This is a genomic window from Zestomonas carbonaria (assembly GCF_904061905.1).
GTDB classification, from domain to species: Bacteria; Pseudomonadota; Gammaproteobacteria; order Pseudomonadales; family Pseudomonadaceae; genus Aquipseudomonas; species Aquipseudomonas carbonaria.
Genome location: NZ_CAJFCI010000071.1, coordinates 181928 through 205910 on the forward strand (window position 1 = coordinate 181928; position 23983 = coordinate 205910).

Here is a 23983-nt window from a genome sequence, read left to right on the forward strand (position 1 = left end):
GTTTCGTCGCGGCCGCGATGGAGCCTGTTTTTGCGCGGAGCTAGGCGCGAGACGCGAAGTTTGGTCGTTCCAAATGAGCCGTCGAGCAACGACGCATCGCGCAAAAACAGGCCCGTCCCTTCGGGTTGCGCGGCAAATGGTGCCATGCGTCGTTGCGGGACTTGGCAAGGGGGACACCATTCCCTGCGTCCCGCGCCTAGCCTGGCGCCATTTGGCGCAGCAACGCGGTTCGCGACGAAACGTCAACAGACCCTAAGGGGGGCGGGGATGAAAATCTTTCTGGGGATGGGCAAGGCGCTTGCCTTGCTGTTCTGGCTGGTTGTGCTGGCCAATCTGTTGAAACCTTTCGCACAGCCCTTCGCCGGGTTGCTCCATCTGGCAGGGGGCTCCCTGCTGCTGTTGCACGTGCTGGAACTGATGCTGTTCGGCGCGCGCCTGAATGGCGGTCTGGAGCGCCTGCAGGTGCTGGCGTTCGGCATCCTGCACCTGTTCGCGCAGCCACGGATCGAACCGGCCGGGGTCGTCGAGGATGTCGCGCTGACGGAGGAAGTCAGCCATGCGTAGCCTCGCTCTGCTGGCCATCCTCGGTAGTTCCCTGGCGTTGGCCGATGCCCAGGTAAAGGTGGCGCCGCACACGCTGCTGCGCTTGCCGACCACCACCGGCCTGCTGGTGCTCGACCGACTCGAAATCGCCGATGCCGGCACCCTGCTGATTCCCTCGACCCTGACCGAAATCCGCGTTGGCGAACTGAGCCTGGGCCGCGAGGCGAGCATCGGCATCGCCCCGAGCGACCAAGAGTTCCGCCTCGAAGCGCGGCATGCCGAGTTCGGCGCCGGCAGCCGGATCAGCGCGCGCGGTGCCGCGGGTAGCCACGAGAAGCCGGCGACCGCGGGGCGCAACCTGAGCCTGCGCCTGGAGCAGGCCGACCTGGCCGACCTGATCCTCGACGTGCGGGGCGGTGCCGGTGCGCCAGGCTACGCCGGCCTGGACGGCGCGAACGGCAAGTCCGCCGGCTGTGCCTGGGGCCAGGCCAGCCGTGGCCACGACGGCCTGAACGGTGGCGATGGCCGGCCCGGTGGCGCTGGCGGCCGGATTCGCCTGGAAGTGCCGGAAGACTTCCCGGCCGAGAACGTGCAGGTACGCCTGGAAGGTGGCGCTGGCGGAGTTGCCGGCACAGCCGGGCAGGGCGGTCGCGGCGGCTCGGCCAAGGGCTGCTGGATATACAGCACCGACGGGCCCGCGATGGCCGACCGGGACAGGCCGGGCAACCAGGGCCGGCCGGCAGGGAAGGCGAGTTCAATCTGGTGCGTTTCGCTGCATCCCAGGAGTGAAAACGCTGGCAAGGCAAGGAGGGAGGGCTGATGGATCGCAAGGCATTTTTCTGGCTGATACGAGAGGGCAAGCTTCCCGAACCCAGGGCGGCCCAGACATTGGGCATGAAGATCCTGAGCGTCGACCCGGACTCCGGGGAACTTGAAGCGGAGTTCGAAGGGAAGGACGAATTCACGAACCCGGCGGGCAATATCCAGGGAGGCTTTCTGTCGGCCATGCTGGACGACACCATGGGGCCCGCCCTTTCTTCGCTGCTTTCCGAAGGCGAGTTCGCACCGACCGTCAATCTCAATGTGCAGTTCCTGGCACCCGCCAAGCCCGGGAAACTGCATGCCATTGGCCGTGTGGTGAAGCGGGGTGGCGGGGTTTGCTACCTGTCGGGCGAGTTGAGCCAGGATGGAAGGACCGTTGCCACTGCTACTGCCACGGCTGTTGTCAGGAAGCTGTAGGGCGTAGGCCGGATGAAATCCGGGAGTCGGAATAACCAGCATCTCGGGTCAGAGCTGGGTCGCAGAAATTTCCAGCCGCGCGGACTGCCCCCTCTCCTATTTATGGGGGCACGCCTAGTGGAGAGGGCTGGGGAGAGGGAGCGTGGTTTCGTGATCAACCGAAGCTCCGCCCCTCACCCTAACCCTACCTACGCGGCCCGCTCCCAAGGGGAGAGGGGACTGGTTCGGTGTGTGCTGAGGGTTCGTGCAGGGACGTAGCCCGGATGAAATCCGGGAAGCGGAATGGCCGGCATCCCGGATTAGGACTGAACTGCGGAGGCTTTCAGCAGCACGGGCTGCCGCCCCCTCTCCCATTTATGGGAGAGGGCTGGGGAGAGGGCGCGTGGTTTCGCGATGAACCGAAACACCGCCCCTCACCCTCACCCTACCTACGCGGCCCGCTCTCAAGGGGAGAGGGGACTGGTTTGGTGTGTGCTGAGGGTTCGTGCAGGGACGTACCCGGATGCAGTCCGGGACCGGCATCCATGCAACCTCATCAGAAACTCGGCCGAATCGCCGTCACGGTCACCAGCAGCATGCCGATCAGCAGGTTGAAGCCGACCACCCGGCGAATCCGGCCCAGCACGGCGCCGCCCGCCGGCCAGTCGTTGGCGTCGATGGCGCGGCGCAGTTCCGGCAGCAGCAGGGCCTGCACGCGCATGAACAGGGCGAGCATGGCGATGAACAGGCCGATCATGATCTGCACGTAGCGCGGCGCGTTGTCGAAGCCGCTGAAGTTCATGTGCAGCATGCCGGTTCCGCTGATCGGCAGCAGCACGACCGCGCCCCATACCCAGACGAAGAAGCGGCGGAACACATCGGCCCACAGCCTGAGCCGCTCCGGTGCCTCCAGGGTGGCGACGGCGGCGGGGCGCAGGATCGTCCAGGCGAAGAACATGCCGCCGACCCAGACCAGGGCGGCCAGCAGATGCAGGGCGTAGAGGGCGGCGAAGACGGTCATCGGGTTCTCCATCGAGGCTTCGGTATGGCGCGCGAGCATAACCTATCGGTAAACTACTGAAAATTTATCCAGTCTCCAGCCTGCCGGTCTCCATGCTCAGCGCCGAACTCAAGTCCCAGATCCAGGGCGCCTATTCGCGTTTCCTCGAAGCCAAGGGCCTCAAGCCGCGCTATGGCCAGCGCCTGATGATCGCCGAGGTCGCCAAGGTGCTCGGCACCATCAAGAGCAACGACGAAGGGCATCGCGACGGCGAGCCGGCGGTGGTGGCCATCGAGGCCGGCACCGGTACCGGCAAGACCGTGGCCTACAGCCTGGCGGTGATTCCCACCGCGAAGGCGGCGGGCAAGCGCCTGGTGATCGCCACCGCCACCGTCGCCTTGCAGGAGCAGATCGTCCACAAGGACCTGCCCGACCTGATGCGCAACAGCGGCCTCAATTTCAGCTTCGCCCTGGCCAAGGGGCGCGGGCGATACCTGTGCCTGTCCAAGCTCGACGCGCTGCTGCAGGAAGGCGAGGCGCAGAGCGCCACCGCGCAGTTGTTCGCCGACGAGGGTTTCCGCATCGACGTCGACGAGCAGAGCCAGAAGCTGTTCACCCGCATGGTCGAGAAGCTTGCAGGCAACCGCTGGGATGGCGATCGCGACAGTTGGCCGGAGGAACTGGCGGACGCCGACTGGGCGCGCCTGACCACCGACCACAGCCAGTGCACCAACCGGCACTGCCCGAACTTCCAGCAGTGCGCCTTCTACAAGGCACGCGAGGGCATGACCAAGGTCGATGTGATCGTCACCAACCACGACATGGTGCTGGCCGACCTCGCCCTCGGTGGCGGCGCCGTGCTGCCCGATCCGCGCGAAACCCTCTACGTGTTCGACGAGGGCCATCACCTGCCGGACAAGGCCATCGGCCACTTCGCCCACTTCACCCGCCTGCGCTCGACCGCCGACTGGCTCGGCCAGGTGGAGAAGAACCTCACCAAGCTGCTTGCCCAGAACCCGCTGCCCGGCGACCTCGGCCGGCTGATCGAGCAGGTGCCGGAACTGGCCCGCGAACTGCGCACCCAGCAGCAGTTCATGTTCACCGCCTGCGAGCAACTGGCCGACTTCCGCGCCGGCGAGGACATGGAAGGCCGCGAGCGGCCGCGTCATCGTTTCGAGGGCGGCCTGGTGCCGGAGCACCTGCGCGAGCTGGGCATCGAGCTGAAGAAAGGCTTCGCCAAGCTCACCGATGTGTTCACCCGCCTGGCCGAACTGCTCAAGGAAGCCATGGACGGCGAGGCCGGCGTGGGCATCGCCAGCCACCAGGCCGAGGAGTGGTATCCGCTGTTCGGCAGCCTGCTGTCCCGCGCCCAGGGCAACTGGGAACTGTGGACCGCCTTCACCGTCGAGGACCCGGAGGACAGCCCGCCGATGGCGCGCTGGCTGACCCTGGCCGAGAGCGGTGCGGCGTTCGACATCGAGGTCAACGCCAGCCCGATCCTGGCCGCCGAGACCTTGCGCCGCAACCTGTGGAACGTCGCCTACGGCGCCCTGGTGACCTCCGCCACGCTCACCGCGCTGAACAGCTTCGACCGCTTCCGCATGCGCGCCGGCTTGCCCAAGGCGGCGGTCACCGCCGTGGTGCCCAGCCCGTTCCACCATGCCGAGGCCGGCGTGCTGCGCGTGCCCGACCTCAAGGCCGACCCGCGCGACGCCACGGCGCACACCGCGGCCATCGTCCGCGATCTGCCGCAACTGGTCGACGGCCCGCGCGGCACCCTGGTGCTGTTCTCCTCGCGCAAGCAGATGCAGGACGTGTTCGACGGTCTCGACCGCGAGTGGCGCAAGCGCGTGCTGATCCAGGGCAACCTGTCCAAGCAGGAGACCTTGAACAAGCACAAGGCGCGGGTCGACGACGGTGAGCCCAGCGTGCTGTTCGGTCTCGCCAGCTTCGCCGAGGGCGTCGACCTGCCCGGCGCCTATTGCGAGCACGTGGTGATCGCCAAGATTCCCTTCGCGGTACCGGACGACCCGGTGGAAGCGGCGCTGGCCGAGTGGATCGAGGCGCGCGGCGGCAATCCGTTCATGGAGATCGCCGTGCCCGACGCTTCGTTGCGCCTGGTCCAGGCCTGCGGCCGCCTGCTGCGCACCGAGGCCGACCGGGGCATCATCACCCTGCTGGACCGGCGCGTGGTCACCCAGCGCTACGGCAAGGCGATCCTCAACGCGCTGCCGCCGTTCCGACGGGAGATCGCCTGAGCGTCAGCCGCTCGTTTCCCTGTGTTTCGATGGATATTCTTGGCATCTTTTTCTCCGCTCGTAGTCTACTTCCGGTCGTTCTGCCGGATGCCGTGTCCTTAGGAGCCTTGTCCAGATGATCCGCCGTTCCCTGATCGCCATCGCCTGCGCCATTCCGCTATGGGCCAGCGCGGCTGGCCAGCAGACACTGTTCAACTTCGTCAGCCCGACCGACGCGGTACGGGTCGACCTGCAGCATGCCGTGCTGCCATCGCTGACCGGGGAAGACACCTCCGAAGGGGAAAGCCTGCGCCGGATCACCTTCAACCCCGACGAACTGCCCAGCCTGCGCCTGACCCCGCAGGGCGGGCAATGGGACTGGTCGCAGGCGGGCGTCATGAGCCTGCGTATCCAGAATGCCATGGACTGGGCGCTGACCCTGCTGGTGAAGATCGAGAGCGCCGACGGCAAGGTGCTGACCAGCCGGGTCGCGCTGCCGGCCGGCCCCGCGCAGAACCTGTTGGTGCCGCTGCGCGCGACCTCGCCGCTGGCCCACGGCATGCGCGCCGCGCCGCCGATGCCCTGGAGCTACCAGGGCAAGCGCACCTTGCTGGCGACCAGCACGGAAGGGGCGCTCGATCCCGCCAGGGTGACGGCGGTGACTCTTTCACTGGAGAACCCGCAGGCGGCGCAGAGCATCCTGGTCGGCCGCTTCGGCGTGCGCGAGGGGGACGATGTGGAGCAAGCCGCCTATGCCGGGCTGGTGGACGGTTACGGCCAGTACACCCGGCTGCGCTGGCCGGAGAAGGTGGGCAGCGACGAGGAACTCAAGTCCGCCGCGGCCAGGGAACGGGAACAGTTGCGCAAATGGTTGCAGGAGCGGCCGAAGACCGACACCTACGGCGGTCTGCTCGGCGGTCCCCGGTTCGAGGCGAGCAACTTCTTCCGCACCGAGAAGCGCGACGGCCGCTGGTACCTGGTCACCCCGGAAGGCAACCCGTTCTATTCGATCGGCGTGAATACCGTGAGCCTGGGCCACAGCGCCACCTATGTCGAAGGACGCGAGGCGATGTTCGACGGCCTGCCCAAGGAGGGCGAAGCGCTCGCCGCCTACTACGGCCAGGGCGACAACCGCAGCGGCAGCGGCGCCAACCGGGGCCGGGCCTTCGATCACGGGCGCTGGTTCGACTTCTATAGCGCCAACCTGTACCGCACCTACGGCAAGCCGGCCTGCCCGGAGGCGCCGGCTGGCCAGCCCGAAGCGACGCCAGGGCAGGCGGTTACCCCGCCGGCCTGCGAGTCGACGCTCGTCGATCTCGACCGCTGGGCCGCTCTCAGCCTGGATCGCCTGCAGGCCTGGGGCTTCAATACCCTGGGCAACTGGAACGACGCGCCGTTGCGGGAGGCCGCGCGCCTGCCGTACACCATCCCGCTGTCGATCAGCGGCGACTACGCGACCATCAGCACCGGCCTGGATTGGTGGGGCGGGATGCCCGATCCCTTCGACCCGCGTTTCGCCATGGCCGCCGAACGCGCCATCGCCATTGCCACCCGCGACCACCGCGACGATCCCTGGCTGCTCGGCTACTTCACCGACAACGAACTGGCCTGGGCCGGTCCCGGCGAGGGGCCACGGGCGCGCTACGCGCTGGCCTACGGCACCCTGCGGCTGACCACCGACGTGCCGGCCAAGCGTGCCTTCCTCAAGCAGTTGCGCGACAAGTACCGCAACCACGAAGGGCTGTCCGCGGCCTGGGGCATCGAATTGCCGGCCTGGGAACTGCTGGAGGACCCGGGCTTCGAGGCGCCGCTGCCGAGTCCCGAGCATCCGGCCATCGAGCAGGATTTCCAGGATTTCCAGCGGCTGTTCGCCGATACCTACTTCAAGACCGTCGTCGATTCGCTCAAGTGGCATGCGCCCAACCATCTGTTGCTGGGTGGCCGCTTCGCCAGCTCGACGCCTGAGGCGGTGGCCTCCTGCGCGCGGTACTGCGACGTGCTGAGCTTCAACTTCTACACCCGCGAACCGCAACAGGGTTACGACTTCGCCGCCCTGCGCGAGCTGGACAAGCCGGTGCTGATCGGCGAGTTCCACTTCGGCTCCCGCGATCGCGGGCCGTTCTGGGGCGGTGTGCAGGAGGTGTACAAGGAAGAGGAGCGGGGCTCGGCCTACGCCAACTATCTGAAGAAGGCTCTGGCCGAGCCCTTCATCGTCGGCGCGCACTGGTTCCAGTACCTCGACCAGCCGGTGACCGGCCGCCTGCTGGACGGCGAGAACGGCCACCTGGGATTGGTGGGCATCACCGACCGGCCCTACCAGGGCTTCGTCACGGCGGTGCGCAAGGCCAACCTCGAGGCCGGCAAGACTTTGCTGACCGAAGCGGCCAAGCGGGCGGAGGCGCAGCCCGCCGCCCCTGCAGCCGAACGACCTCAACCCTAGGGGCTTTCTCGGATTGCATCCGGGCTACGCCCCGTAGGAGTGGCCCATGGCCGCGAATCGCAGGCATGGCCCAGCTCCTACAGCGAGAGTGTCCCGGCAGGTTCGGTACGTGCGGCGCACCCTGCGAAGCGACCGATAACCCGACCTCGGGACGGGTTCACAACCGCGCCGCCGGCTGGAACAATCCGGCATCACCCACAGGTTCGAGGAGTACCGCGTGCAGATCCAGGGCTATTTCGATCTCAAGTTCGAGGCGGTGAAGGACGCCTTCGCCAACCTGTTCGAGGACCCGCAGGAGCGCGGTGCCGCGCTGTGCGTGCAGGTCGGCGGCGAAACCGTGGTGGACATCTGGGCCGGCACCGCCGACAAGGATGGTGCCCAGGCCTGGACCAGCGACACCCTGGTCAACCTGTTCTCCTGCACCAAGGCTTTCGCCGCCGTTGCCGCGCTGCAACTGGTGGGCGAGGGCAAGCTCGACCTGGACGTGCCGGTCGCCCGCTGGTGGCCGGAATTCGCCGCCGCCGGCAAGGAGCGCATCACCTTGCGGCAACTGCTCAGCCATCGCGCCGGCCTGCCTGCCCTGCGCGAACTGCTGCCGGCCGAGGCGCTGTACGACTGGGACGCCATGACCCGAGCCCTGGCCGCCGAGCAACCCTGGTGGACGCCGGGCGAAGGCCACGGCTATGCGGCGATCACCTACGGCTGGCTGGTCGGCGAACTGCTGCGCCGGGTCGATGGCCGCAGCCCGGGCGAATCCATCATCGCCCGCACCGCGCGGCCGCTGGAGCTGGATTTCCACATCGGCCTGGTCGATGCCGAGTTTCCCCGCGTCGCCCATGTCTCGAGGGCCAAGGGCAACTTTGGCGATGCGGCGGCGCAGCGCCTGCTCAAGTGCATGATGACCGAGCCGGCGTCGATGACCACCCGCGCCTTCGCCAATCCGCCCTCGATCATGACCAGCACCAACAAGCCCGAATGGCGGCGCATGGAACAGCCGGCGGCCAATGGCCATGGCGGCGCCCGGGCGCTGGCCGGTTTCTACGCCAGGCTGCTTGACGGCCGCCTGCTGGAGGCCGAACTGCTCAACGAGATGACTCGCGAGCACAGCGTCGGCGAGGACAAGACCCTGCTCACCCGAACCCGCTTCGGCCTGGGCTGCATGCTAGACCAGCCGGAAGTACCCAACGCCACCTACGGTGTCGGGCCCAAGGCTTTTGGCCATCCGGGGGCGGGCGGCTCCATCGGTTTCGCCGACCCGGAGCGCGAGCTGGCTTTCGGCTTCGTCACCAATACCCTCGGGCCCTACGTGCTGATGGACCCGCGCGCGCAGAAACTGGCGGGAGCGGTGAAAGATTGCCTGTCTTGAGCCACTCGTCGGGTTTGCTTGATAAATCTTTTAGGATTAGTGGCTTGCGTCCAGAATCTAACTCGCCGAATAAGATTAAGATGTCTCGGTTTCTGGCCATTCGATTGCGCCTGACCTATTGACGGAGCCTTTTCCATGCGCACCTTGCTGCTCAAGACAGCCACTCTCGTTTTCTGCATGACCGCCGCCGGCTGCAGCATTCTCAACCTTGAAAAGAAGACCGATGAAGTAGTCGACACCAAGATCGACCGTGCAGCCACGACGGCCTGGCTGGACATCTACGAGCCGCGTCTGCGCGAGGGGCTGCAAGGCAGCAAGTTCGAGGTCAAGCGGCACGATACCGTGCTGGTCGTCACCGCTCCGGTGGATTCCTCGTTCAACCCCGACCGGCCGGGCATGCTGATGCCGTCGGTGCTCGGCCCGATCACCAAGGTGGCCAAGCTGGTCGAAGGCGACCCGCAGACCGCCGTGCTGGTGCTCGGTCATGCCGACAGTTCCGGCGAAGACCAGCTCAACCGCAAGCTCAGCCACGAGCGCGCGGTGGCGGTGGCCTCGATCTTCCGTCTCAGCGGCCTGCGTGGCGATCGCCTGATGCTCAAGGGCATGGGCTCCGACATGCCGCGCGCGGCCAACGACAGCAAGGAAGGCCGCTCCCTGAACCGCCGCGTGGAAGTGGTGCTGACGCCGCAGCACACCCTGGTCGCCCTGCTGGCGCAGTACAGCCGTCCGGCTCCGCCGCAACCGGCTCTTGCCGCAAGTCAATCCGAATAGGGGCACGCTTGGGTAAGCTAGGGGCATTCAAGCAGACTGGATGACCGCCATGCCCAAGTCCCTGGCCGACATGCGTCGCGAATACACCCGCGACGGCCTTTGTGAAAACCAGGCGCCGGAAGAGCCTTTCGCGCTGTTCCGGCACTGGTTCGACGATGCCCTGAAGACCGAGCAACTGCCGGTCGAACCCAACGCCATGACCCTGGCGACGGTCGATGCCGATGGCCGGCCGCATTGCCGGGTGCTGCTGCTCAAGGGCGTCGACGAGCGCGGCTTCACCTTCTTCACCAACTACGAAAGCGCCAAGGGCCGACAGCTCGAGGCGCGGCCCTTCGCGGCGATGACCTTCTTCTGGCCGGCGCTGGAGCGCCAGGTACGGATCGAAGGGCGCGTGGAGCGGGTGACGGCGGAGGAGTCCGATGCCTATTTCCAGGTGCGCCCGCTGGGCAGCCGCATCGGCGCCTGGGCCTCGCCGCAGAGCCGGGTGATCCGCGACCGGGCCGAGCTCGAAGAGCTGCTGGCCGAGACCGAACAGCGCTTCCTCGATATCGCACCGCATTGCCCACCGCACTGGGGCGGCTACCGCCTGCTGCCGGAGCGCATAGAGTTCTGGCAGGGCCGCGAAAGCCGCCTGCACGACCGCCTCAACTATCGCCGACGCAATGGTGATTGGCTGCGTGAGCGGCTGGCTCCCTGAGGTCCTGGGTCGAATCGACATTCAGGCATAACAGGTGTTTGGACTGGTTCCCCGCGTTCGCGAGGACGACGGGAGTGACGCCGAGCCTGCCGCCAGCCCCGTCATTCCCGCGAAGGCGGGAATCCAGTGACTGGGATACCCCAGCGCTTTTACGAGCGCGTCGAGCGGTAGTCCTCGGCCGCCCGTTCCAGCCAGGCCGGCAGGTCGCGGCGCTTGATTCCGCTGGCTTGCGCCTGGCCCAGGCGTTCCAGCATGTGGGCGCGCATCGCGGTGTCGTCGCCGGCCAGCGACAGGGCCAGGTCGCGGTCCATCCAGCGCTTGATGCGCACGTAGAGCCACCAGTGGAAATACAGGCCGGCGGCGGTGGTAATGACGATAATCAGGTAATCCACGATCTTGCTACCCTGGGTTCTGTACGAAAACTGCCTGCGCATCGGTGATGCGTCGTTGAAAATCGGTTAGGGGTGCTCGTTTACAGCACGTAAACTCCTCCCCACCGATTTTTGTCGGGTGACCTTCGCTCGGCGACTTTTCATACAGGACCTAACATATAGCGTCGAGGGGAATTTCTCAGGAGCCGTCGTGACAGAGGCGAGACGCTGGAGTCTAATTTTTGTATCTGTCCTTTCAGGAGAACCGCTATGCGTAAGTCTATCGTGCTGACCGCTTCACTTCTTGCCGTCGGTATGACGCTGGGAGGTTGTCAGTCCAGTCTCACCGGCGATACCTACTCGCGTGAAGAGGCCCGCCAGGTGCAGACCGTGCGCATGGGCACCATCCAGTCCCTGCGTCCGGTGAAGATCGAGGGCACCAAGACGCCGATCGGCGCCGGTGCCGGTGCGGTGATCGGCGGGGTCGGCGGCAGCACCATCGGCCATGGCCGGGGCAGTGCGGTCGCCGCGGTGATCGGCGCAGTGGCCGGTGGCCTGCTGGGTGCGGCGACCGAGGAAGGCCTGACCCGTACCCAGGGTGTGGAAATCACCGTTCGCGAAGACGACGGCAGCATGCGCGCCTATGTGCAGGAAGTGGAAGAGAACCAGGTCTTCCGCGTTGGCGACCGCGTGCGCGTCCTCACCGTCAATGGCACCAGCCGCGTGACCCACTGACGGCGAGCCGGATTCTCGATACCCCCTCTTCCAGGCCGCGGAGGAGGGGAGTCGCCGTGCTCGTGTCCGTTCGTTCCCCCAGTTCTTTGTCGTCAGCCCCTGAATCCCCGCACGGGGTCGCTGGCGACGCGCCCCCGGCAATAACAGTTTTCGCCCGGAACCGCCTCGTACTGTGCCTGTGTGGCACGGTAGCGGCTTTCTATACTGGGCGCATCGATTCGGAGAACTACCGTGCAGCAGCAAGGACGGGCCCTGGCCCTGGGATGTCTGGTTCTGGCCATGGCCCTGTGGGGCAGTTCGTTCATCGCCCTCAAGCTGGCGTTCCAGGAGCTGCCGCCGATGTGGGTGATCTTTGGCCGCATGGCGCTCGGCAGCCTGATCTTCCTGCTCGCCTGGTGTTGGCGCGGGCGTATCGACTACCGCGCCGGCGACTGGAAATACCTGCTCGGCCTGGCGGTGTGCGAGCCCTGTCTGTACTTCATCTTCGAGGCCCTGGCGCTGCAATACACCAGCGCCTCCCAGGCCGGCATGATCACTGCGCTGCTGCCGTTGCTGGTGGCGGTCGGCGCCTTTCTCTTCCTGCACGAGCGGGTTGCCCGCACGACGCTGGCCGGTTTCCTCGTCGCGGTCGTCGGTGCGACCTGGCTGAGCCTGGCCGGGGAGAGCGACGCGCACGCCTCGGCGCCGCTGCTGGGCAACTTCTACGAATTCCTCGCCATGCTCTGCGCCACCGGCTACACCCTGTTGCTCAAGCACCTGGCGTCGCGTTATTCGCCGTTCTTCCTGACTGCCATGCAGGCGTTCATCGGCACTCTGTTCTTCCTGCCCGTGGCGGTCGTGAGCGCACCGCTGCCGGTCGAGCCGAGCCCGCTGGCGATCGGTTCGGTGGTCTACCTGGGCATCGTGGTGACGGTCGGCGCCTATGGTCTGTACAACTTCGGCGTCAGCCGCCTGCCGGCCAGCCAGGCGTCGGGGTTCATCAACCTGATCCCGGTGTTCACCCTGGTGTTCGCCGCGACCATGCTTGGCGAAAGCCTGAACGGGGTGCAGATGCTGGCGGCCGGCCTGGTGTTCGCCGGGGTCGCCCTGAGCCAGTGGCGCAGCCGGCCGCAGCCACCGGCCGGCATTCTCGATTGAGGACGGGCCATGAACGATATACGGCAATGGGTGCGCGAAGCGATCCGCATCATCGAGGCGGACTTCCAGCGTAGCGCCGATACCCACCTGATCCCCTTGCCCATGCCGGGCTTGCCGGGCATCGACCTGTACCTGAAGGACGAGTCGAGCCATCCCACCGGCAGCCTCAAGCACCGCCTGGCGCGCTCGCTGTTCCTCTATGCGTTGTGCAACGGCTGGCTGAAGCCGGGCGCGCCGGTGATCGAGGCATCCAGCGGTTCGACGGCGATTTCCGAAGCCTATTTCGCCCGCCTGCTCGGCCTGCCTTTCATCGCCGTGGTGCCGGCCAGCACCTCGCCGGAGAAGATCGCGCAGATCGCCTTCTACGGCGGGCAGAGCCACCTGGTCGACGACCCGACGCAGATCTACGCTGAATCCGAACGCCTGGCCCGCGACACCGGCGGTCACTACCTGGACCAGTTCACCTACGCCGAGCGCGCCACCGACTGGCGAGCGAACAACAACATCGCCGAGTCGATCTTCCACCAGTTGCGCTTCGAGCGGCACCCGGTGCCGGCCTGGCTGGTGTCCAGCGCCGGCACCGGCGGCACCCTGGCGACCCTGGGCCGCTACGTGCGCTATCGCCAGCACGCGACGCGGGTGCTGTGCGCCGATGCCGAGCGCTCGGTGTTCTTCGACAGCTACGTCAGCGGCGACCGCAGCCTGACCCTGGACTGCGGCTCACGCATCGAAGGCATCGGCCGGCCACGGGTGGAGGCTTCCTTCATGCCGGAGGCGATCGACGCCATGGTCAAGGTGCCGGACGCCCTGTCGCTGGCGGCCATGCACTACCTGGCGAAGCGCCTCGGGCGACGGGTCGGAGCGTCCAGCGGCACCAACCTGATCGGCGCGCTGGCCGCCGCCCGGCGGATGATCGAGGCTGGCGAGCAGGGGGCTGTGGTGGCGATTCTTTGCGATGGAGGAGAGCGGTACGCCACCAGTTACTACGATCCGGCCTGGTTGAAGGCGCAGGGGTATGTGCTGGAGCCGCTGATCGATGGGGTGGCTGCCTGTGCGGAGGAGGGGCAGGCGTTGCCGGGGGTGCCTTGGGCTGAGCTGTAGGGGCGGTGCTTCGAGTGGTTATGGGATTTCTTTCCTCTCCCCAACCCTCTCCACTAGGCGTGCCCCCATAAATAGGAGAGGGGGCAGTCCACATTGCTGGTTGGTGCAGTGATCTAGCTTCAACTTGAGATGCCGGCCATTCCGACTCCCGGATTGCATCCGGGCTACGCCCTGGCACGGACTTTCGGGGCTCACCGGACAAGTCCCCTCTCCCTCCGGAGCGGGCCGCGTAGGCAGGGCTAGGGTGAGGGACGGTGTTTCGAATGATGCCAACCACTCCGCCCCCTGATTACTCCCACCCTACGTCAACGCCCCAACCAGGCCAGTGCAACATCCAGCATACGGTTGGCGAAGGCCCATTCGTTGTCGTACCAGGCCAGCACCTTGACCAGGTCGCCCTGTACCCGGGTGTGGTTGAGGTCGACCACGCAGGACACCGGGTGGCCGATGAAGTCGCTGGATACCAGCGGCAGCGCATTGCACTCCAGCACACCTGGCGGCAACGTCTCGGCGCCCCGGCGCAGGCAGTCGTCGATGGCTTCGCGGCTGGCCGGGCGTTCGGCGGTGAAGGTCAGGTCGAGCAGCGAGACGGTCGGCGTTGGCACCCGGACCGCCAGGCCATCCAGGCGGCCGGCCAGTTCCGGGAGGACCAGGCCGATGCTCTTCGCCGCACCAGTGCTGGTGGGGATCATCGACAGCGCCGCGGCGCGCGCCCGGTAGAGGTCGTGATGGGCCTTGTCCAGCAGGTTCTGGTCGTTGGTGTAGGCGTGCACGGTGTTGATCATCCCCTGGCGGATGCCGAACTCGCGGTGCAGCAGCATGGCCAGCGGTGCCAGGCAGTTGGTGGTGCAGGAGGCGTTGGAGACGATGCGCTGGTTGCCCAGCAGTTCGTGGTTGACGCCATAGACCACGGTGAGATCGGCGCTTTCCAGCGGGTGGGAGACCAGCACGTGCGGCGCGCCGGCTTCGAGATGTTGCTCGACCTGGGCGCGTTTCTTGAACTTGCCGGTGCATTCCAGCACCAGGTCGACGTCGAGGCGGTGCCAGGGCAAGGCGAGCGGGTCGCGTTCCCGCAGCAGGGCGATGGCCTGGCCGTCGATCAGCAACCTGTCGCCGTCCAGGCCGACCTCGCCGGGGAAGCGACCCAGGGTCGAATCGAAGCAGGTTAGGTGGGCGAGGGTGGCGGGTTCGCCGAGGTCGTTGATGGCTTCGAGGCGTATCTTGTCCTCCAGGCCACGGGCGAACAGGGCGCGGACCAGGGTACGGCCGATCCGTCCATAACCGTTGATGGCGATTCGCAACATACGAACTCTCCTTCTGCACTGCACTTCCGTTTTCAGCTTAGGTGCGGGAGGTTGCCCACGCGGCCGCTAGCTGTGTCCGCAGGTTTCCGCTCAGTTGCCGAGCTGGCCGCCATAGGCGGCGCAGCCGCGCTGTACCTGGCCGTCGATGCGCAGCTCCGCGCTCAGGTGATGGACCGCGCCGCTCATGCTGTCCACGCAGTGTTGCGGGGCGACCCACAGTTGCACGCGTTCGCCGTTGGCTTCGCTGCTGAAGTCGAAGCGGCCTTCGGGCAGTTGCTCTTCCACGTAGGGCAACGCCAGCGGGGGCTGGCCGGGACGCTCGATGACCATGCCGCCGCTGCTGATCTTCACGTTCCAGCTCGGCTCGTTGCCGCTGGCGCGCAGGAGCAGGCGTTTTAAGTCGGGGTCGTTGCAGCCGTGCCCTTCGCGCTGCAGGCGATAGACCTGGCTCACTTTCAGGCGCCCGGCGCCTTCGCCCTGGCCGGCCGCCGGGATGCCGCTCAGGTCGACGAACAGCGGACCGGGGCCGTCGGCGAGCAGGCCGGCGACATCGCGGGCCAGGCTGGTGCTGCCGTCGTCGCCGAGCGTCAACTGGCGTTGCTCGTCGCAGGGGCGCAGCAGCAACTGGCCGGCGTTGACGCTTAGCTCGCCTTGCAGGCGAATCGGCGTGGTGGCCGCCGAGCTGGACTGCGGTTTGTACACCTGGCAACTGGCGAAGAGGGGCAACAGGGCAAACAATAGAGGGCGGACGGCGCGCATGGTCGGTCTCCGGGAAAGTTGCGGCCACGTTACCCATCGCGCCGGTCCGTCTCAAGAGCGGAGGTGGGAATGATTCAATGCAAGCGGGTATATGCGCCTCGCGAGGCCGGCGACGGCTACCGGATATTGGTCGATCGCCTGTGGCCGCGCGGTTGCCGGAAGGACGAACTGCGCCTGGACGACTGGCCGCGCGAGCTGGCGCCGTCGGCCGAGTTGCGCAAGACCTTCCATCACGATGCCGAGCGTTTCGACGAGTTTCGCCTGCACTACCGCGCCGAGCTGGCCGCGCATCCCGAGCATTGGTGGCCTCTGCTGGACAAGGCGCGCAACGGCACCCTGACGCTGCTGTTCGCCGCGCGCGACGAGCAGCACAACAACGCGCAGGTCCTGGCGGAATTTCTCGAAGAAGAGCTGGATCGCCAGGGGCCGAGCAGTTCGCCGGTGTGCTATGCCGGGGAGCGGTAGTGCGGAGGGACGATAAGAGCGCTGGAGGCTTAAGGCTGGACGAAGAACGTCCGTAGGGTGCGCCGTGCGCACCGTTTACCGGGGGCAAGCGCGGAGTTCACCTGAAACACTGGCGCTGTCTCCTGATCGGTGCGCGGCGCACCCTACATGGACTTCCCCTCATTCGGCGATTTGCAGCTTGCGTGCTTCGTTGTAGACGTAGCGGATCTTTTCGTACTCGAACGGCGAGTTGGTCTGCCCGTAGCGGAAGTTGGTGGTGTGGCGTTTGTCCACCGCGCGCAGCACGCTGATCTCCGGGTGGTTGCTGCTGGTCTCCGGCACGTCGAGGAAGTTGATCCCGTAGTCGGCAACGTAGTCGACCACCAGGCCGCCGGTGTCGCGCAGGTTGGAGGGGCCGAGCACCGGCAGCATCAGGTAGGGACCGCTGGGCATGCCGTAGAAGCCCAGGGTCTGGCCGAAGTCCTCGCTATGCTTGGGCAGGCCCATCCTGGTCGCCGGGTCCCACAGGCCGAGCACGCCGAAGGTCGTGTTGAACAGCAGGCGGCTGGTGATTTCCATCGAGCGCTTGCCCTTGAACTGGAGCAGGCTGTTGAGCAGGTTGGGCACGTCGCCGAGGTTGCTGAAGAAGTTGCTCACCCCGCTGCGCACGAAGCCCGGGGTGACGTAGCGATAGCCGCGCACCGCCGGCAGGAACACCCATTCGTCGAAGCGGTAGTTGAAGTGGTAGACGCGGCGGTTCCACGACTCCAGGGGATCGTAGACGTTCAGCGCGTCGAAGCTCGAGCGTTCGAACTCGCGCTGGTCCAGGCCGGGGTTGAATTGCAGGTGTTCCAGCGGGCGGGTGAAGCCGTCGGGGTCGGTGACGTGGTCGGCGCGGGCCAGGCCGGCGCCCAGCAGCAAGGCAAGCAGGAAAAGCTTCTTAGCCACGGAAGAACTCCAGCATGTCGTTGGCGTTGACGCGGTAGTTGAGGTTCCCGCAGTGCCCCCCGTGGGGATAGAGGATCAGGCGGTCGCCCATGGCGCGGCGCAGGAAGCCGAGATCGCCGGGGCCGAGGATGACGTCGTCGGCGTTGTGCATCACGGCGATCTTGTCGCTGCTTTTCAGGTAGTCCTCCAGGGCGTACAGGCTGACCTGGTCGATCAGTTGGATCAGGCTGCCGCCGTCGGTGCGCACGCGCCACATCGGCAGTAGCTGTTCGCGGATGTAGCAGTCGAAGTCGCATTGCAGCGCGCGCCTGAAGAAGGGTTCCAGCGGCGTGCCCTGGTCGATCGGCAGGTTCGGCGGGGTGATCAGGCCGCGGCGGTTGAGCAGGTCCGAGGTGAACACGATGTCGGCGGAGGAGAAGCGGAACACGGTGCCGATCAGCATGGCCAGTTGTTCGTTGGAGAGCTGTTCCCCGGATTGCTGGAAGTCGTAGAGCATCGCCTCGTTGAGGTCGATGTAGCCCTTTTCCTGGAAATAGCGGGTCAGCTTGTTCATCACCACCTGGTAGAAGGTGGTGTTGTCGTCGATGCCGCTGACCTTGGTCTGCACCAGGCTGTCGAGGTTACTGATCGAGGTGTACAGGTTGACCGGCGGGTTGAGCATCAGCACGCGCTTGAAGTTGAAGCTGCGCCGGGTTTCGTCGAGCTTGCTGACGAAGGCGGCGTTGAGGGCGCCGAGGCTGTAGCCGGTGAGGTAGTAGTCGGTGATCTCCAGATCGGGATGCTGGGCGCGCACCGCCTGCATGACCCGGTAGAGGTCGTCCGCGTCCTCGCTGGAAAGGCCCGGCGTGGCGTAGCGGGAGGCGGAGGCCATGAAGTCGTAGCTGGTCGGCGAGGACAACTGCACGACGTGGTAGCCGGCGCCGTAGAACAGTTTCTTCAGGTACTCCATGGTGCCGCTGGAGTAGGGCGCGCCGGTGCCGGCGATGACGAACACCAGGGGCGCCGGGCCATCCTGGCGGGCGAGGCGGTAGCGCAGCTTGGTCACCGGCCAGAAGTTCTTCAGCAGGGCGAACTCGCGTTCGGGGCGCAGCTTGATGGCGTAGTCGGCCTGGTCGATGGCGTCGTCCGCCGGCAGCTCGGGGCGCAGGGCCGGCGGCGTGGTGGCGATGGTCGCCTCGAAGGGGTTGGTCAGCGGGTAACCGTAGCTGGCCGCATCCGGTTCGACGGCCGCCAGCAGGGGCGCGCTCAGGATGAGTCCGCCGAACAGGGCGGCGAGGCGGAGAAAGGCGGGCATGGCTAAATCCCTTTAGACGAGACTCGTGGAGTGAATACGGTTGCCGTTGCGACTGCAAGCGTGACGGGGCAGTCAGTTGGCGATTGGAGTCGTCAACCTTCGATCGGTTCACGGCGCGCGGCGTCGTGGCGACGAACGAAGAGGAGGAGGGAGGCTTGAACGCTGGCGCCGACGGATTATGCTGAGCGCCGTTTTGCTCTCGGAGAATCCCATGTCCCGCCGTTTTTCCCTGCTCCTGCTGCTGGTCGCCCTGGCATTGTGGCTGGCCGCCAGCTATGGGCTGCGTTTCGCGCTGATGGAGAATGGCCAGTGGGTCGGCCTGTGCGTGGACGAGGCGCAGCGCTGGGAGTGCCGGTTGCGTTCCGGGCTGGGCCTGCTGATTCATTTCCGGGTGATTGCCTGGAGCGCCTTGCTGACCGCCCTGGTGGCTTTCTTCGTGCCTGGCCGGGTGGGATGGGGGCTGGCGCTGGTGGCGCTGTTCCTCGCCTTGCCGGCGCTGGTGCTGTACAGCGCCAGCCTGGCGGTGTTCGCCCTGGTGATCGCCGCGCTGCGGTTGGTGCGGGCGCCGCGAGTGGTGGGCTGAAGCCCACCCTACGGAGCGCGCGCGGTGGGGTTTCGTCATGCCCGCGAACGCGGGGAACCAGTGAACCACGCAGGCGCGGCCCATGGCCGCGAGGCGACAGGGCGGCAAGCCGGCCTTGCCACGAGGCGGAAAAGCCTTGCCGCTGTGAGCGGCAATCCGGCCTTGCCGTTGCGGCAAATGGCTGAATTAAAAGGATAAATTTTTCTGGCACGCACTTTGCTGAATGGCTGACAAGCACATCAGACCGGCAAGGTTCGTTGACCATGAGCATCAGCTTCGACAAAGCCCTCGGCATCCATGAAAAGGCACTCGGCTTCCGCGCCCAGCGCGCCGAGGTGCTGGCCAACAACGTCGCCAACTCCGACACCCCGAACTACAAGGCACGCGACCTGGACTTCGCCTCGGTGCTGGCCGCGCAAAGCGAGCGCACCCAGCGCGGCAGCTTCGAAATGGCCCGTACCAACAGCCAGCACATCGCCGCCGAAGGTCTCGAGATCGGCGACCCGGCGCTCAAGTACCGCACCCCGATGCAGGCCGCCATCGACGGCAACACCGTCGACGCCCAGCTCGAGCAGGCCAACTACGCCGAGAACGCGGTGCAGTTCCAGACCAGCTTCACCCTGCTCAACAGCAAGTTCAAAGGGCTGATCACCGCCCTGCGCGGCGAATAACGGAGAACCCCGTCATGTCCCTGTCCAACGTCTTCAACATCGCCGGTACCGGCATGAGTGCCCAGACCACCCGTCTGAACACCATCTCCAGCAACATCGCCAACGCCGAGAGCGTGTCTTCCAGCGTCGACCAGACCTACCGCGCCCGCCACCCGGTGTTCGCCACCATGCTGCAGAGCGCGCAGAGCCAGACCGGCGACCGTGGCTCGCTGTTCGCCGACCAGGACAAGGCCGGCGTCGGCGTGCAGGTGCTCGGCGTGGTCGAGGACCAGAGCACCCTGGTGCCGCGCTACGAGCCGAACCACCCGGCCGCCGACGAGAACGGCTACGTCTACTACCCGAACGTCAACGTGGTCGAGGAAATGGCCGACATGATCTCCGCCAGCCGCTCCTTCCAGACCAACGCCGAAATGATGAACACCGCCAAGCAGATGATGATGAAGGTACTGACCCTGGGTCAGTGACGGCGCGGATAAGGAGCAACCATGAGCATCAATAGCACCGGCGGCGCCAGTTCGATCCTGGACCAGTACCAGATCAAGAACGACAGCGGCGCCAAGAAGGAAGAGCTGGGAAAGGACGCGTTCCTCAACCTGCTGGTGGCCCAATTGAACAACCAGAACCCGCTGGAGCCGCAGGGCAATGGCGAGTTCATCGCCCAACTGGCGCAGTTCAGCCAGGTGGAGGGCGTGCAGAAGCTGAACGACAGCATGGCCTCGCTGCTTTCCGGCTACCAGTCCTCGCAGGCGTTGCAGGCTTCCTCTCTGGTCGGCCGCAAGGTCATCGTGCCGAGCGAGAAAGCGGTGGTGGACACCAGCGAAACCTTCAAGGCCAGCCTGGTACTGCCGGTCAGCAGCAACAACGTCTACGTCAACGTCTACGACGACACCGGCAAGGCGGTGGCCCGCGTCAACCTCGGCCAGCAACAGGCCGGCCAGGTGAGTTTCATGTGGGACGGCAAGGACTCGGACGGCAATCTGTTGCCGCCCGGCACCTACAAGTTCGAAGCGCAGGCGACCTATGAGGACGGCACCAAGGGGCTCTACACCCTGCTGCCGGCCAACGTCGACAGCGTCACCCTCGGCCAGAACGGCGGCGAGCTGATGCTCAACCTGGCCGGTCTCGGCAGCGTACCGCTCTCCCAAGTCCAGATCATCGGTCAATAACCAACCGGTCATAACCCGCCGGTTGTCCCGGCAAAGGAGTCTTCCATGGCGTTCAACATCGGGCTCAGCGGTCTGCGCGCCGCCACCAGCGATCTCAACATCACCGGCAACAACATCGCCAACGCCGGCACCGCGGGCTTCAAGCAGTCGCGTGCGGAGTTCGCCGATGTCTATGCCGCTTCGGTGCTCGGCACCGGTGCGAACCCGCAGGGCAGCGGCGTGCTGCTGTCCAACGTGTCGCAACTGTTCAACCAGGGCAACATCAACTACACCCAGAACGCCCTGGACCTGGCGATCAATGGCAACGGCTTCTTCGTCACCAGCAACGGCGGCGACATCGGCTACACCCGCGCCGGCTACTTCGGTACCGACCGCCAGGGCTACGTCGTCAACAACTTCGGTTATCGCCTGCAGGGCTACACCGTCGATGCCAACGGCAACCTGCAGAACGGTGTGGTCGGCGACCTGCGCGTGGAAACCACCAACCAGGCGCCCAAGGCCTCCACCAAGCTGGAGCAGGCCTTCAACCTGAACTCGACCAACACGACGCCGACCGTCACGCCGTTCGACCCGCAAGAGCCGACCTCCTACAACTCGTCGACCTCGGTGAACATCTACGACACCCAGGGCAATGCCCACGTGTTCACCCAGTATTTCGTGAAGACCGGCGAGAACACCTGGGACATGCACGTGCTGGTCGACGGACGCAACCCGGGGGCTCCGGGCTCTGACGCGCCCTACACCATGCAACTGCAATTTAACGCCGACGGCTCCCTGAACACCGCCGGCATGGCCGCCGGCGGTCCGCTGAACTACGACCCGGCGACCGGGCTCATGAACCTGGACAACTGGGTACCGGCCGCCTCGGACGGCGGTACTCCGCCGGTATGGAGCCCCAACGGCGCCAATGCCAGCCCCACCGGCATCTCCATCGACATCCGCTCCTCCAGCCAGTACGCCAGCACCTTCGCGGTCAACCGGGTGAGCCAGGACGGCTACACCACCGGCCAACTGGCCGGCCTGGAAATCGACGATACCGGGGTGATCTTCGCCCGCTACACCAACGGTCAATCGAAGGTGCAGGGGCAGGTGGTGCTGGCCAACTTCGCCAACGTGCAGGGCCTGACCCCGACCGGCAAGACCGGCTGGGTGCAGTCCTTCGAGTCCGGTGAGCCGGTGATCGGCACGCCGCGCTCCGGCACCCTGGGCGCTTTGCAGGCCGGCGCGCTGGAGGATTCCAACGTCGAGCTGTCGGACCAACTGGTCAACCTGATCGTCGCCCAGCGCAACTACCAGGCCAACGCCAAGACCATCGAGACCGAGAGCACCATTACCCAGACCATCATCAACCTGCGTTGAGGGTAGGGTTGATTGGGTCCCCGCGTTCGCGGGGATCCAGCGACTGGATATCCCGCAAGCCACCTTTGCCGCAAGCGGCAATCTTCCGCCGCTCCTCCATGCCGAAGCTCCCGAAAGGGAGCTTTTTTCTTTTGAAAATTCCTTATTAATCAATATCTTGTTTTTAATCGCCGAGACTGGCACAGCCTTTGCTGAGTCACTGCCAACAGAGCAGAGGGCTTGACGCCCAACCTCGGAGACAACCATGGACAAGATGCTGTACGTCGCCATGAGCGGAGCCAGCCAGAACACCCTGGCCCTGCGCGCCCATGCCAACAACCTGGCGAACATTTCCACCAACGGCTTCCGTCGCGACTTCGAGCAGGCGCGGTCGATGGCCGTGTTCGGTGACGGTTTTCCGGCGCGCGTCTATGCCATGACCGAGCGTCCCGGCACCGACTTCACTCCCGGCACCTTGCAGGAAACCGGCAACGGCATGGACGTCGCCATCAGCGGCGAAGGCTGGCTGGCGGTGCAGGCCCCGGACGGCGGCGAGGCCTACGTGCGTACCGCCAGCCTGAAGATCGACGCGCTCGGCCAGTTGCGTACCGGCAACGGCTTGCCGGTCCTCGGCAACGGCGGCCCGATCGCCGTGCCGCCGGAACAGAAGGTGGAGATCGGCCAGGACGGCACCATCACCATTCGTGCGCTGGGCGAGGCGCCCAACGTGCTCGCCGAGGTCGATCGGCTGCGGCTGGTCAACCCGGACCTCAAGCTGATGGAGAAGGGCAGCGACGGCCTGATCCGCTACAAGGGCCAGGACCAGTTGCTGGCCGACAACGACGTGCGGGTGACTTCCGGTTTCCTGGAAACCAGCAACGTCAACGCCGTGGAAGAGATGACCTCGATCCTCGCGCTGTCCCGCCAATTCGAACTGTCCGTGAAGATGATGCGCACCGCCGAAGACGATGCGGCGGCCATGGCGCGGGTATTGCAGATCAGCTAATCACGCAACGCGGCGCCATGAATCCGGCGCCCGAGGAGAACGACCATGATTCCGGCACTGTGGGTCAGCAAGACCGGTCTGTCCGCCCAGGACATGAACCTGACCACCATCTCCAACAACCTGGCCAACGTCTCGACCACCGGCTTCAAGCGCGACCGCGCCGAGTTCGAGGACCTGCTGTACCAGATCCGCCGCCAGCCCGGTGGCCAGAACAGCCAGGACAGCCAACTGCCTTCCGGCCTGCAACTGGGTACCGGCGTGCGCATCGTCGGCACCCAGAAGATCTTCACCGCCGGCAGCCTGCAGACCACCGAGCAACCGCTGGACATGGCCATCAACGGCCGCGGCTTCTTCCAGGTGCTGCTGCCCGACGGCACCGTCGGCTACACCCGCGACGGCAGCTTCCACCTCAATTCCGATGGCCAGGTCGTGACCGCCAACGGCTTCGCCCTGGAGCCGGCGATCGTCCTGCCCAACGAAGTGAAGACCTTCACCGTCGGCGAGGACGGCACCGTCTCGGTGACCACCGCCAACGACCCGCAGCCGCAGATCCTCGGCACCATCCAGACCGCCGACTTCATCAACCCGGCCGGCCTGGAAGCCATCGGCGGCAACCTGTTCCTGGAAACCGCCGCCAGCGGCGCGCCGCAGGTCGGTACCCCGGGCCTCACCGGCCTCGGCACGGTGCAGCAGAACACCCTGGAAAACTCCAACGTCAGCGTGGTGGAGGAACTGGTGAACATGATCACCACCCAGCGCGCCTACGAGATGAACTCCAAGGTCATCTCCACCGCCGACCAGATGCTCGGCTTCGTCTCTCAGAACCTGTAATCCGTAAGTCGCGCACCGCGAGG

24 protein-coding genes and 1 pseudogene are annotated in these 23983 nt (G+C 66.0%); 19 read left to right on the forward strand and 6 right to left on the reverse strand.

Annotated elements, in window-relative coordinates:
- Positions 1-267: 267 nt before the first annotated feature.
- The 3 genes and pseudogenes from PSEWESI4_RS17680 (at position 268) to PSEWESI4_RS17690 (ending at position 1782) form a co-directional block, all read left to right on the forward strand.
- A complete protein-coding gene (locus tag PSEWESI4_RS17680; protein ID WP_187672531.1) occupies positions 268-564 on the forward strand; it encodes a DUF1145 domain-containing protein in 297 nt (98 codons plus the stop codon).
- Positions 557-1332: pseudogene (locus PSEWESI4_RS17685) on the forward strand (collagen-like protein). Before PSEWESI4_RS17680 ends, PSEWESI4_RS17685 begins: the two are co-directional and overlap by 8 nt.
- A 30-nt stretch (positions 1333-1362) precedes the next feature.
- On the forward strand, positions 1363-1782 hold the full coding sequence (locus PSEWESI4_RS17690) for a PaaI family thioesterase (RefSeq protein ID WP_187672532.1): 420 nt from the start codon (positions 1363-1365) through the stop codon (positions 1780-1782).
- A 535-nt stretch (positions 1783-2317) separates the two neighbouring features.
- Here PSEWESI4_RS17690 and PSEWESI4_RS17695 read toward each other — a convergent pair.
- Positions 2318-2782: a CopD family protein gene (locus PSEWESI4_RS17695; protein ID WP_187672533.1), complete on the reverse strand. Its 465-nt coding sequence runs from the start codon at positions 2780-2782 to the stop codon at positions 2318-2320.
- Positions 2783-2874: 92 nt separating this feature from the next.
- On the opposite strand from PSEWESI4_RS17695, the gene dinG reads away from it, so the two are divergent.
- From dinG to pdxH, 5 genes are all read left to right on the forward strand, one after another.
- On the forward strand, positions 2875-5019 hold the full coding sequence (dinG, locus tag PSEWESI4_RS17700) for an ATP-dependent DNA helicase DinG (RefSeq protein WP_187672534.1): 2145 nt from the start codon (positions 2875-2877) through the stop codon (positions 5017-5019).
- Between the two features lie 115 nt (positions 5020-5134).
- A complete protein-coding gene (locus tag PSEWESI4_RS17705; RefSeq protein ID WP_187672535.1) occupies positions 5135-7438 on the forward strand; it encodes a beta-agarase in 2304 nt (767 codons plus the stop codon).
- 217 nt (positions 7439-7655) lie between these two features.
- Positions 7656-8804 (forward strand): serine hydrolase domain-containing protein, encoded by a 1149-nt coding sequence (locus PSEWESI4_RS17710; protein WP_187672536.1) that lies wholly within the window; start codon positions 7656-7658, stop codon positions 8802-8804.
- Between the two features lie 135 nt (positions 8805-8939).
- Complete coding sequence (locus PSEWESI4_RS17715) at positions 8940-9575, forward strand: OmpA family protein (RefSeq protein ID WP_187672537.1); 636 nt, start codon at positions 8940-8942, stop codon at positions 9573-9575.
- A 49-nt stretch (positions 9576-9624) separates the two neighbouring features.
- On the forward strand, positions 9625-10272 hold the full coding sequence (pdxH, locus tag PSEWESI4_RS17720; protein ID WP_187672538.1) for a pyridoxamine 5'-phosphate oxidase: 648 nt from the start codon (positions 9625-9627) through the stop codon (positions 10270-10272).
- 149 nt (positions 10273-10421) lie between these two features.
- Here the strand turns inward: pdxH and PSEWESI4_RS17725 are convergent, their stop codons facing one another.
- Positions 10422-10664, reverse strand: coding sequence for a hypothetical protein (locus PSEWESI4_RS17725; protein ID WP_187672539.1), 243 nt, complete (start codon positions 10662-10664; stop codon positions 10422-10424).
- Positions 10665-10913: 249 nt separating this feature from the next.
- On the opposite strand from PSEWESI4_RS17725, the gene PSEWESI4_RS17730 reads away from it, so the two are divergent.
- The 3 genes from PSEWESI4_RS17730 to PSEWESI4_RS17740 all read left to right on the forward strand — a co-directional run bounded on the left by PSEWESI4_RS17730 (position 10914) and on the right by PSEWESI4_RS17740 (position 13616).
- Entirely contained in the window at positions 10914-11378 is a 465-nt protein-coding gene (locus tag PSEWESI4_RS17730) for an outer membrane lipoprotein (RefSeq protein WP_187672540.1), read from the forward strand.
- Between the two features lie 231 nt (positions 11379-11609).
- Positions 11610-12515 carry a DMT family transporter gene (locus tag PSEWESI4_RS17735; RefSeq protein WP_328821932.1) on the forward strand — a complete coding sequence of 302 codons (906 nt, stop codon included), beginning with the start codon at positions 11610-11612 and terminating at the stop codon, positions 12513-12515.
- A 9-nt stretch (positions 12516-12524) separates the two neighbouring features.
- Positions 12525-13616: a PLP-dependent cysteine synthase family protein gene (locus tag PSEWESI4_RS17740; protein WP_187672541.1), complete on the forward strand. Its 1092-nt coding sequence runs from the start codon at positions 12525-12527 to the stop codon at positions 13614-13616.
- A 305-nt stretch (positions 13617-13921) separates the two neighbouring features.
- On the opposite strand, the gene gap is transcribed toward PSEWESI4_RS17740, so the two are convergent.
- Complete coding sequence (gene gap, locus PSEWESI4_RS17745; protein WP_187672542.1) at positions 13922-14920, reverse strand: type I glyceraldehyde-3-phosphate dehydrogenase; 999 nt, start codon at positions 14918-14920, stop codon at positions 13922-13924.
- Between the two features lie 90 nt (positions 14921-15010).
- A complete protein-coding gene (locus PSEWESI4_RS17750; RefSeq protein WP_187672543.1) occupies positions 15011-15679 on the reverse strand; it encodes a COG3650 family protein in 669 nt (222 codons plus the stop codon).
- 69 nt (positions 15680-15748) lie between these two features.
- On the opposite strand from PSEWESI4_RS17750, the gene PSEWESI4_RS17755 reads away from it, so the two are divergent.
- Complete coding sequence (locus PSEWESI4_RS17755) at positions 15749-16144, forward strand: DUF488 domain-containing protein (RefSeq protein ID WP_187672544.1); 396 nt, start codon at positions 15749-15751, stop codon at positions 16142-16144.
- Between the two features lie 159 nt (positions 16145-16303).
- Here PSEWESI4_RS17755 and PSEWESI4_RS17760 read toward each other — a convergent pair whose 3' ends face one another.
- Positions 16304-17071 carry an MlaA family lipoprotein gene (locus tag PSEWESI4_RS17760; RefSeq protein ID WP_187672545.1) on the reverse strand — a complete coding sequence of 256 codons (768 nt, stop codon included), beginning with the start codon at positions 17069-17071 and terminating at the stop codon, positions 16304-16306.
- On the reverse strand, positions 17064-18365 hold the full coding sequence (locus tag PSEWESI4_RS17765; protein WP_187672546.1) for an alpha/beta fold hydrolase family protein: 1302 nt from the start codon (positions 18363-18365) through the stop codon (positions 17064-17066). The genes PSEWESI4_RS17760 and PSEWESI4_RS17765 overlap by 8 nt, the downstream gene beginning before the upstream one ends.
- Positions 18366-18576: 211 nt before the next feature.
- On the opposite strand from PSEWESI4_RS17765, the gene PSEWESI4_RS17770 reads away from it, so the two are divergent.
- From PSEWESI4_RS17770 to flgG, 7 genes are all read left to right on the forward strand, one after another.
- Positions 18577-18948: a hypothetical protein gene (locus PSEWESI4_RS17770; protein WP_187672547.1), complete on the forward strand. Its 372-nt coding sequence runs from the start codon at positions 18577-18579 to the stop codon at positions 18946-18948.
- 263 nt (positions 18949-19211) lie between these two features.
- Positions 19212-19619 carry a flagellar basal body rod protein FlgB gene (gene flgB, locus PSEWESI4_RS17775; protein WP_187672548.1) on the forward strand — a complete coding sequence of 136 codons (408 nt, stop codon included), beginning with the start codon at positions 19212-19214 and terminating at the stop codon, positions 19617-19619.
- 14 nt (positions 19620-19633) lie between these two features.
- Positions 19634-20083: a flagellar basal body rod protein FlgC gene (gene flgC, locus PSEWESI4_RS17780; RefSeq protein ID WP_187672549.1), complete on the forward strand. Its 450-nt coding sequence runs from the start codon at positions 19634-19636 to the stop codon at positions 20081-20083.
- Between the two features lie 21 nt (positions 20084-20104).
- A complete protein-coding gene (gene flgD / locus PSEWESI4_RS17785) occupies positions 20105-20785 on the forward strand; it encodes a flagellar hook assembly protein FlgD (RefSeq protein ID WP_187672550.1) in 681 nt (226 codons plus the stop codon).
- A gap of 45 nt (positions 20786-20830) precedes the next feature.
- Complete coding sequence (flgE, locus tag PSEWESI4_RS17790) at positions 20831-22144, forward strand: flagellar hook protein FlgE (RefSeq protein ID WP_187672551.1); 1314 nt, start codon at positions 20831-20833, stop codon at positions 22142-22144.
- A gap of 244 nt (positions 22145-22388) precedes the next feature.
- On the forward strand, positions 22389-23129 hold the full coding sequence (locus tag PSEWESI4_RS17795; protein ID WP_187672552.1) for a flagellar basal body rod protein FlgF: 741 nt from the start codon (positions 22389-22391) through the stop codon (positions 23127-23129).
- A gap of 45 nt (positions 23130-23174) precedes the next feature.
- Entirely contained in the window at positions 23175-23960 is a 786-nt protein-coding gene (gene flgG, locus PSEWESI4_RS17800; RefSeq protein WP_187672553.1) for a flagellar basal-body rod protein FlgG, read from the forward strand.
- Positions 23961-23983: the final 23 nt, after the last annotated feature.

Bases quoted from the DNA above. Each gene is read 5' to 3' on its own strand.
- PSEWESI4_RS17680 (WP_187672531.1), top strand. From the start codon at position 268: ATGAAAATCTTTCTGGGGATGGGCAAGGCGCTTGCCTTGCTGTTCTGG.
- PSEWESI4_RS17690 (WP_187672532.1), top strand. From the start codon at position 1,363: ATGGATCGCAAGGCATTTTTCTGGCTGATACGAGAGGGCAAGCTTCCC.
- PSEWESI4_RS17695 (WP_187672533.1), bottom strand. From the start codon at position 2,782: ATGACCGTCTTCGCCGCCCTCTACGCCCTGCATCTGCTGGCCGCCCTG.
- dinG (WP_187672534.1), top strand. From the start codon at position 2,875: ATGCTCAGCGCCGAACTCAAGTCCCAGATCCAGGGCGCCTATTCGCGT.
- PSEWESI4_RS17705 (WP_187672535.1), top strand. From the start codon at position 5,135: ATGATCCGCCGTTCCCTGATCGCCATCGCCTGCGCCATTCCGCTATGG.
- PSEWESI4_RS17715 (WP_187672537.1), top strand. From the start codon at position 8,940: ATGCGCACCTTGCTGCTCAAGACAGCCACTCTCGTTTTCTGCATGACC.
- pdxH (WP_187672538.1), top strand. From the start codon at position 9,625: ATGCCCAAGTCCCTGGCCGACATGCGTCGCGAATACACCCGCGACGGC.
- PSEWESI4_RS17730 (WP_187672540.1), top strand. From the start codon at position 10,914: ATGCGTAAGTCTATCGTGCTGACCGCTTCACTTCTTGCCGTCGGTATG.
- PSEWESI4_RS17740 (WP_187672541.1), top strand. From the start codon at position 12,525: ATGAACGATATACGGCAATGGGTGCGCGAAGCGATCCGCATCATCGAG.
- gap (WP_187672542.1), bottom strand. From the start codon at position 14,920: ATGTTGCGAATCGCCATCAACGGTTATGGACGGATCGGCCGTACCCTG.
- PSEWESI4_RS17750 (WP_187672543.1), bottom strand. From the start codon at position 15,679: ATGCGCGCCGTCCGCCCTCTATTGTTTGCCCTGTTGCCCCTCTTCGCC.
- PSEWESI4_RS17755 (WP_187672544.1), top strand. From the start codon at position 15,749: ATGATTCAATGCAAGCGGGTATATGCGCCTCGCGAGGCCGGCGACGGC.
- PSEWESI4_RS17765 (WP_187672546.1), bottom strand. From the start codon at position 18,365: ATGCCCGCCTTTCTCCGCCTCGCCGCCCTGTTCGGCGGACTCATCCTG.
- PSEWESI4_RS17770 (WP_187672547.1), top strand. From the start codon at position 18,577: ATGTCCCGCCGTTTTTCCCTGCTCCTGCTGCTGGTCGCCCTGGCATTG.
- flgB (WP_187672548.1), top strand. From the start codon at position 19,212: ATGAGCATCAGCTTCGACAAAGCCCTCGGCATCCATGAAAAGGCACTC.
- flgC (WP_187672549.1), top strand. From the start codon at position 19,634: ATGTCCCTGTCCAACGTCTTCAACATCGCCGGTACCGGCATGAGTGCC.
- flgD (WP_187672550.1), top strand. From the start codon at position 20,105: ATGAGCATCAATAGCACCGGCGGCGCCAGTTCGATCCTGGACCAGTAC.
- flgE (WP_187672551.1), top strand. From the start codon at position 20,831: ATGGCGTTCAACATCGGGCTCAGCGGTCTGCGCGCCGCCACCAGCGAT.
- PSEWESI4_RS17795 (WP_187672552.1), top strand. From the start codon at position 22,389: ATGGACAAGATGCTGTACGTCGCCATGAGCGGAGCCAGCCAGAACACC.
- flgG (WP_187672553.1), top strand. From the start codon at position 23,175: ATGATTCCGGCACTGTGGGTCAGCAAGACCGGTCTGTCCGCCCAGGAC.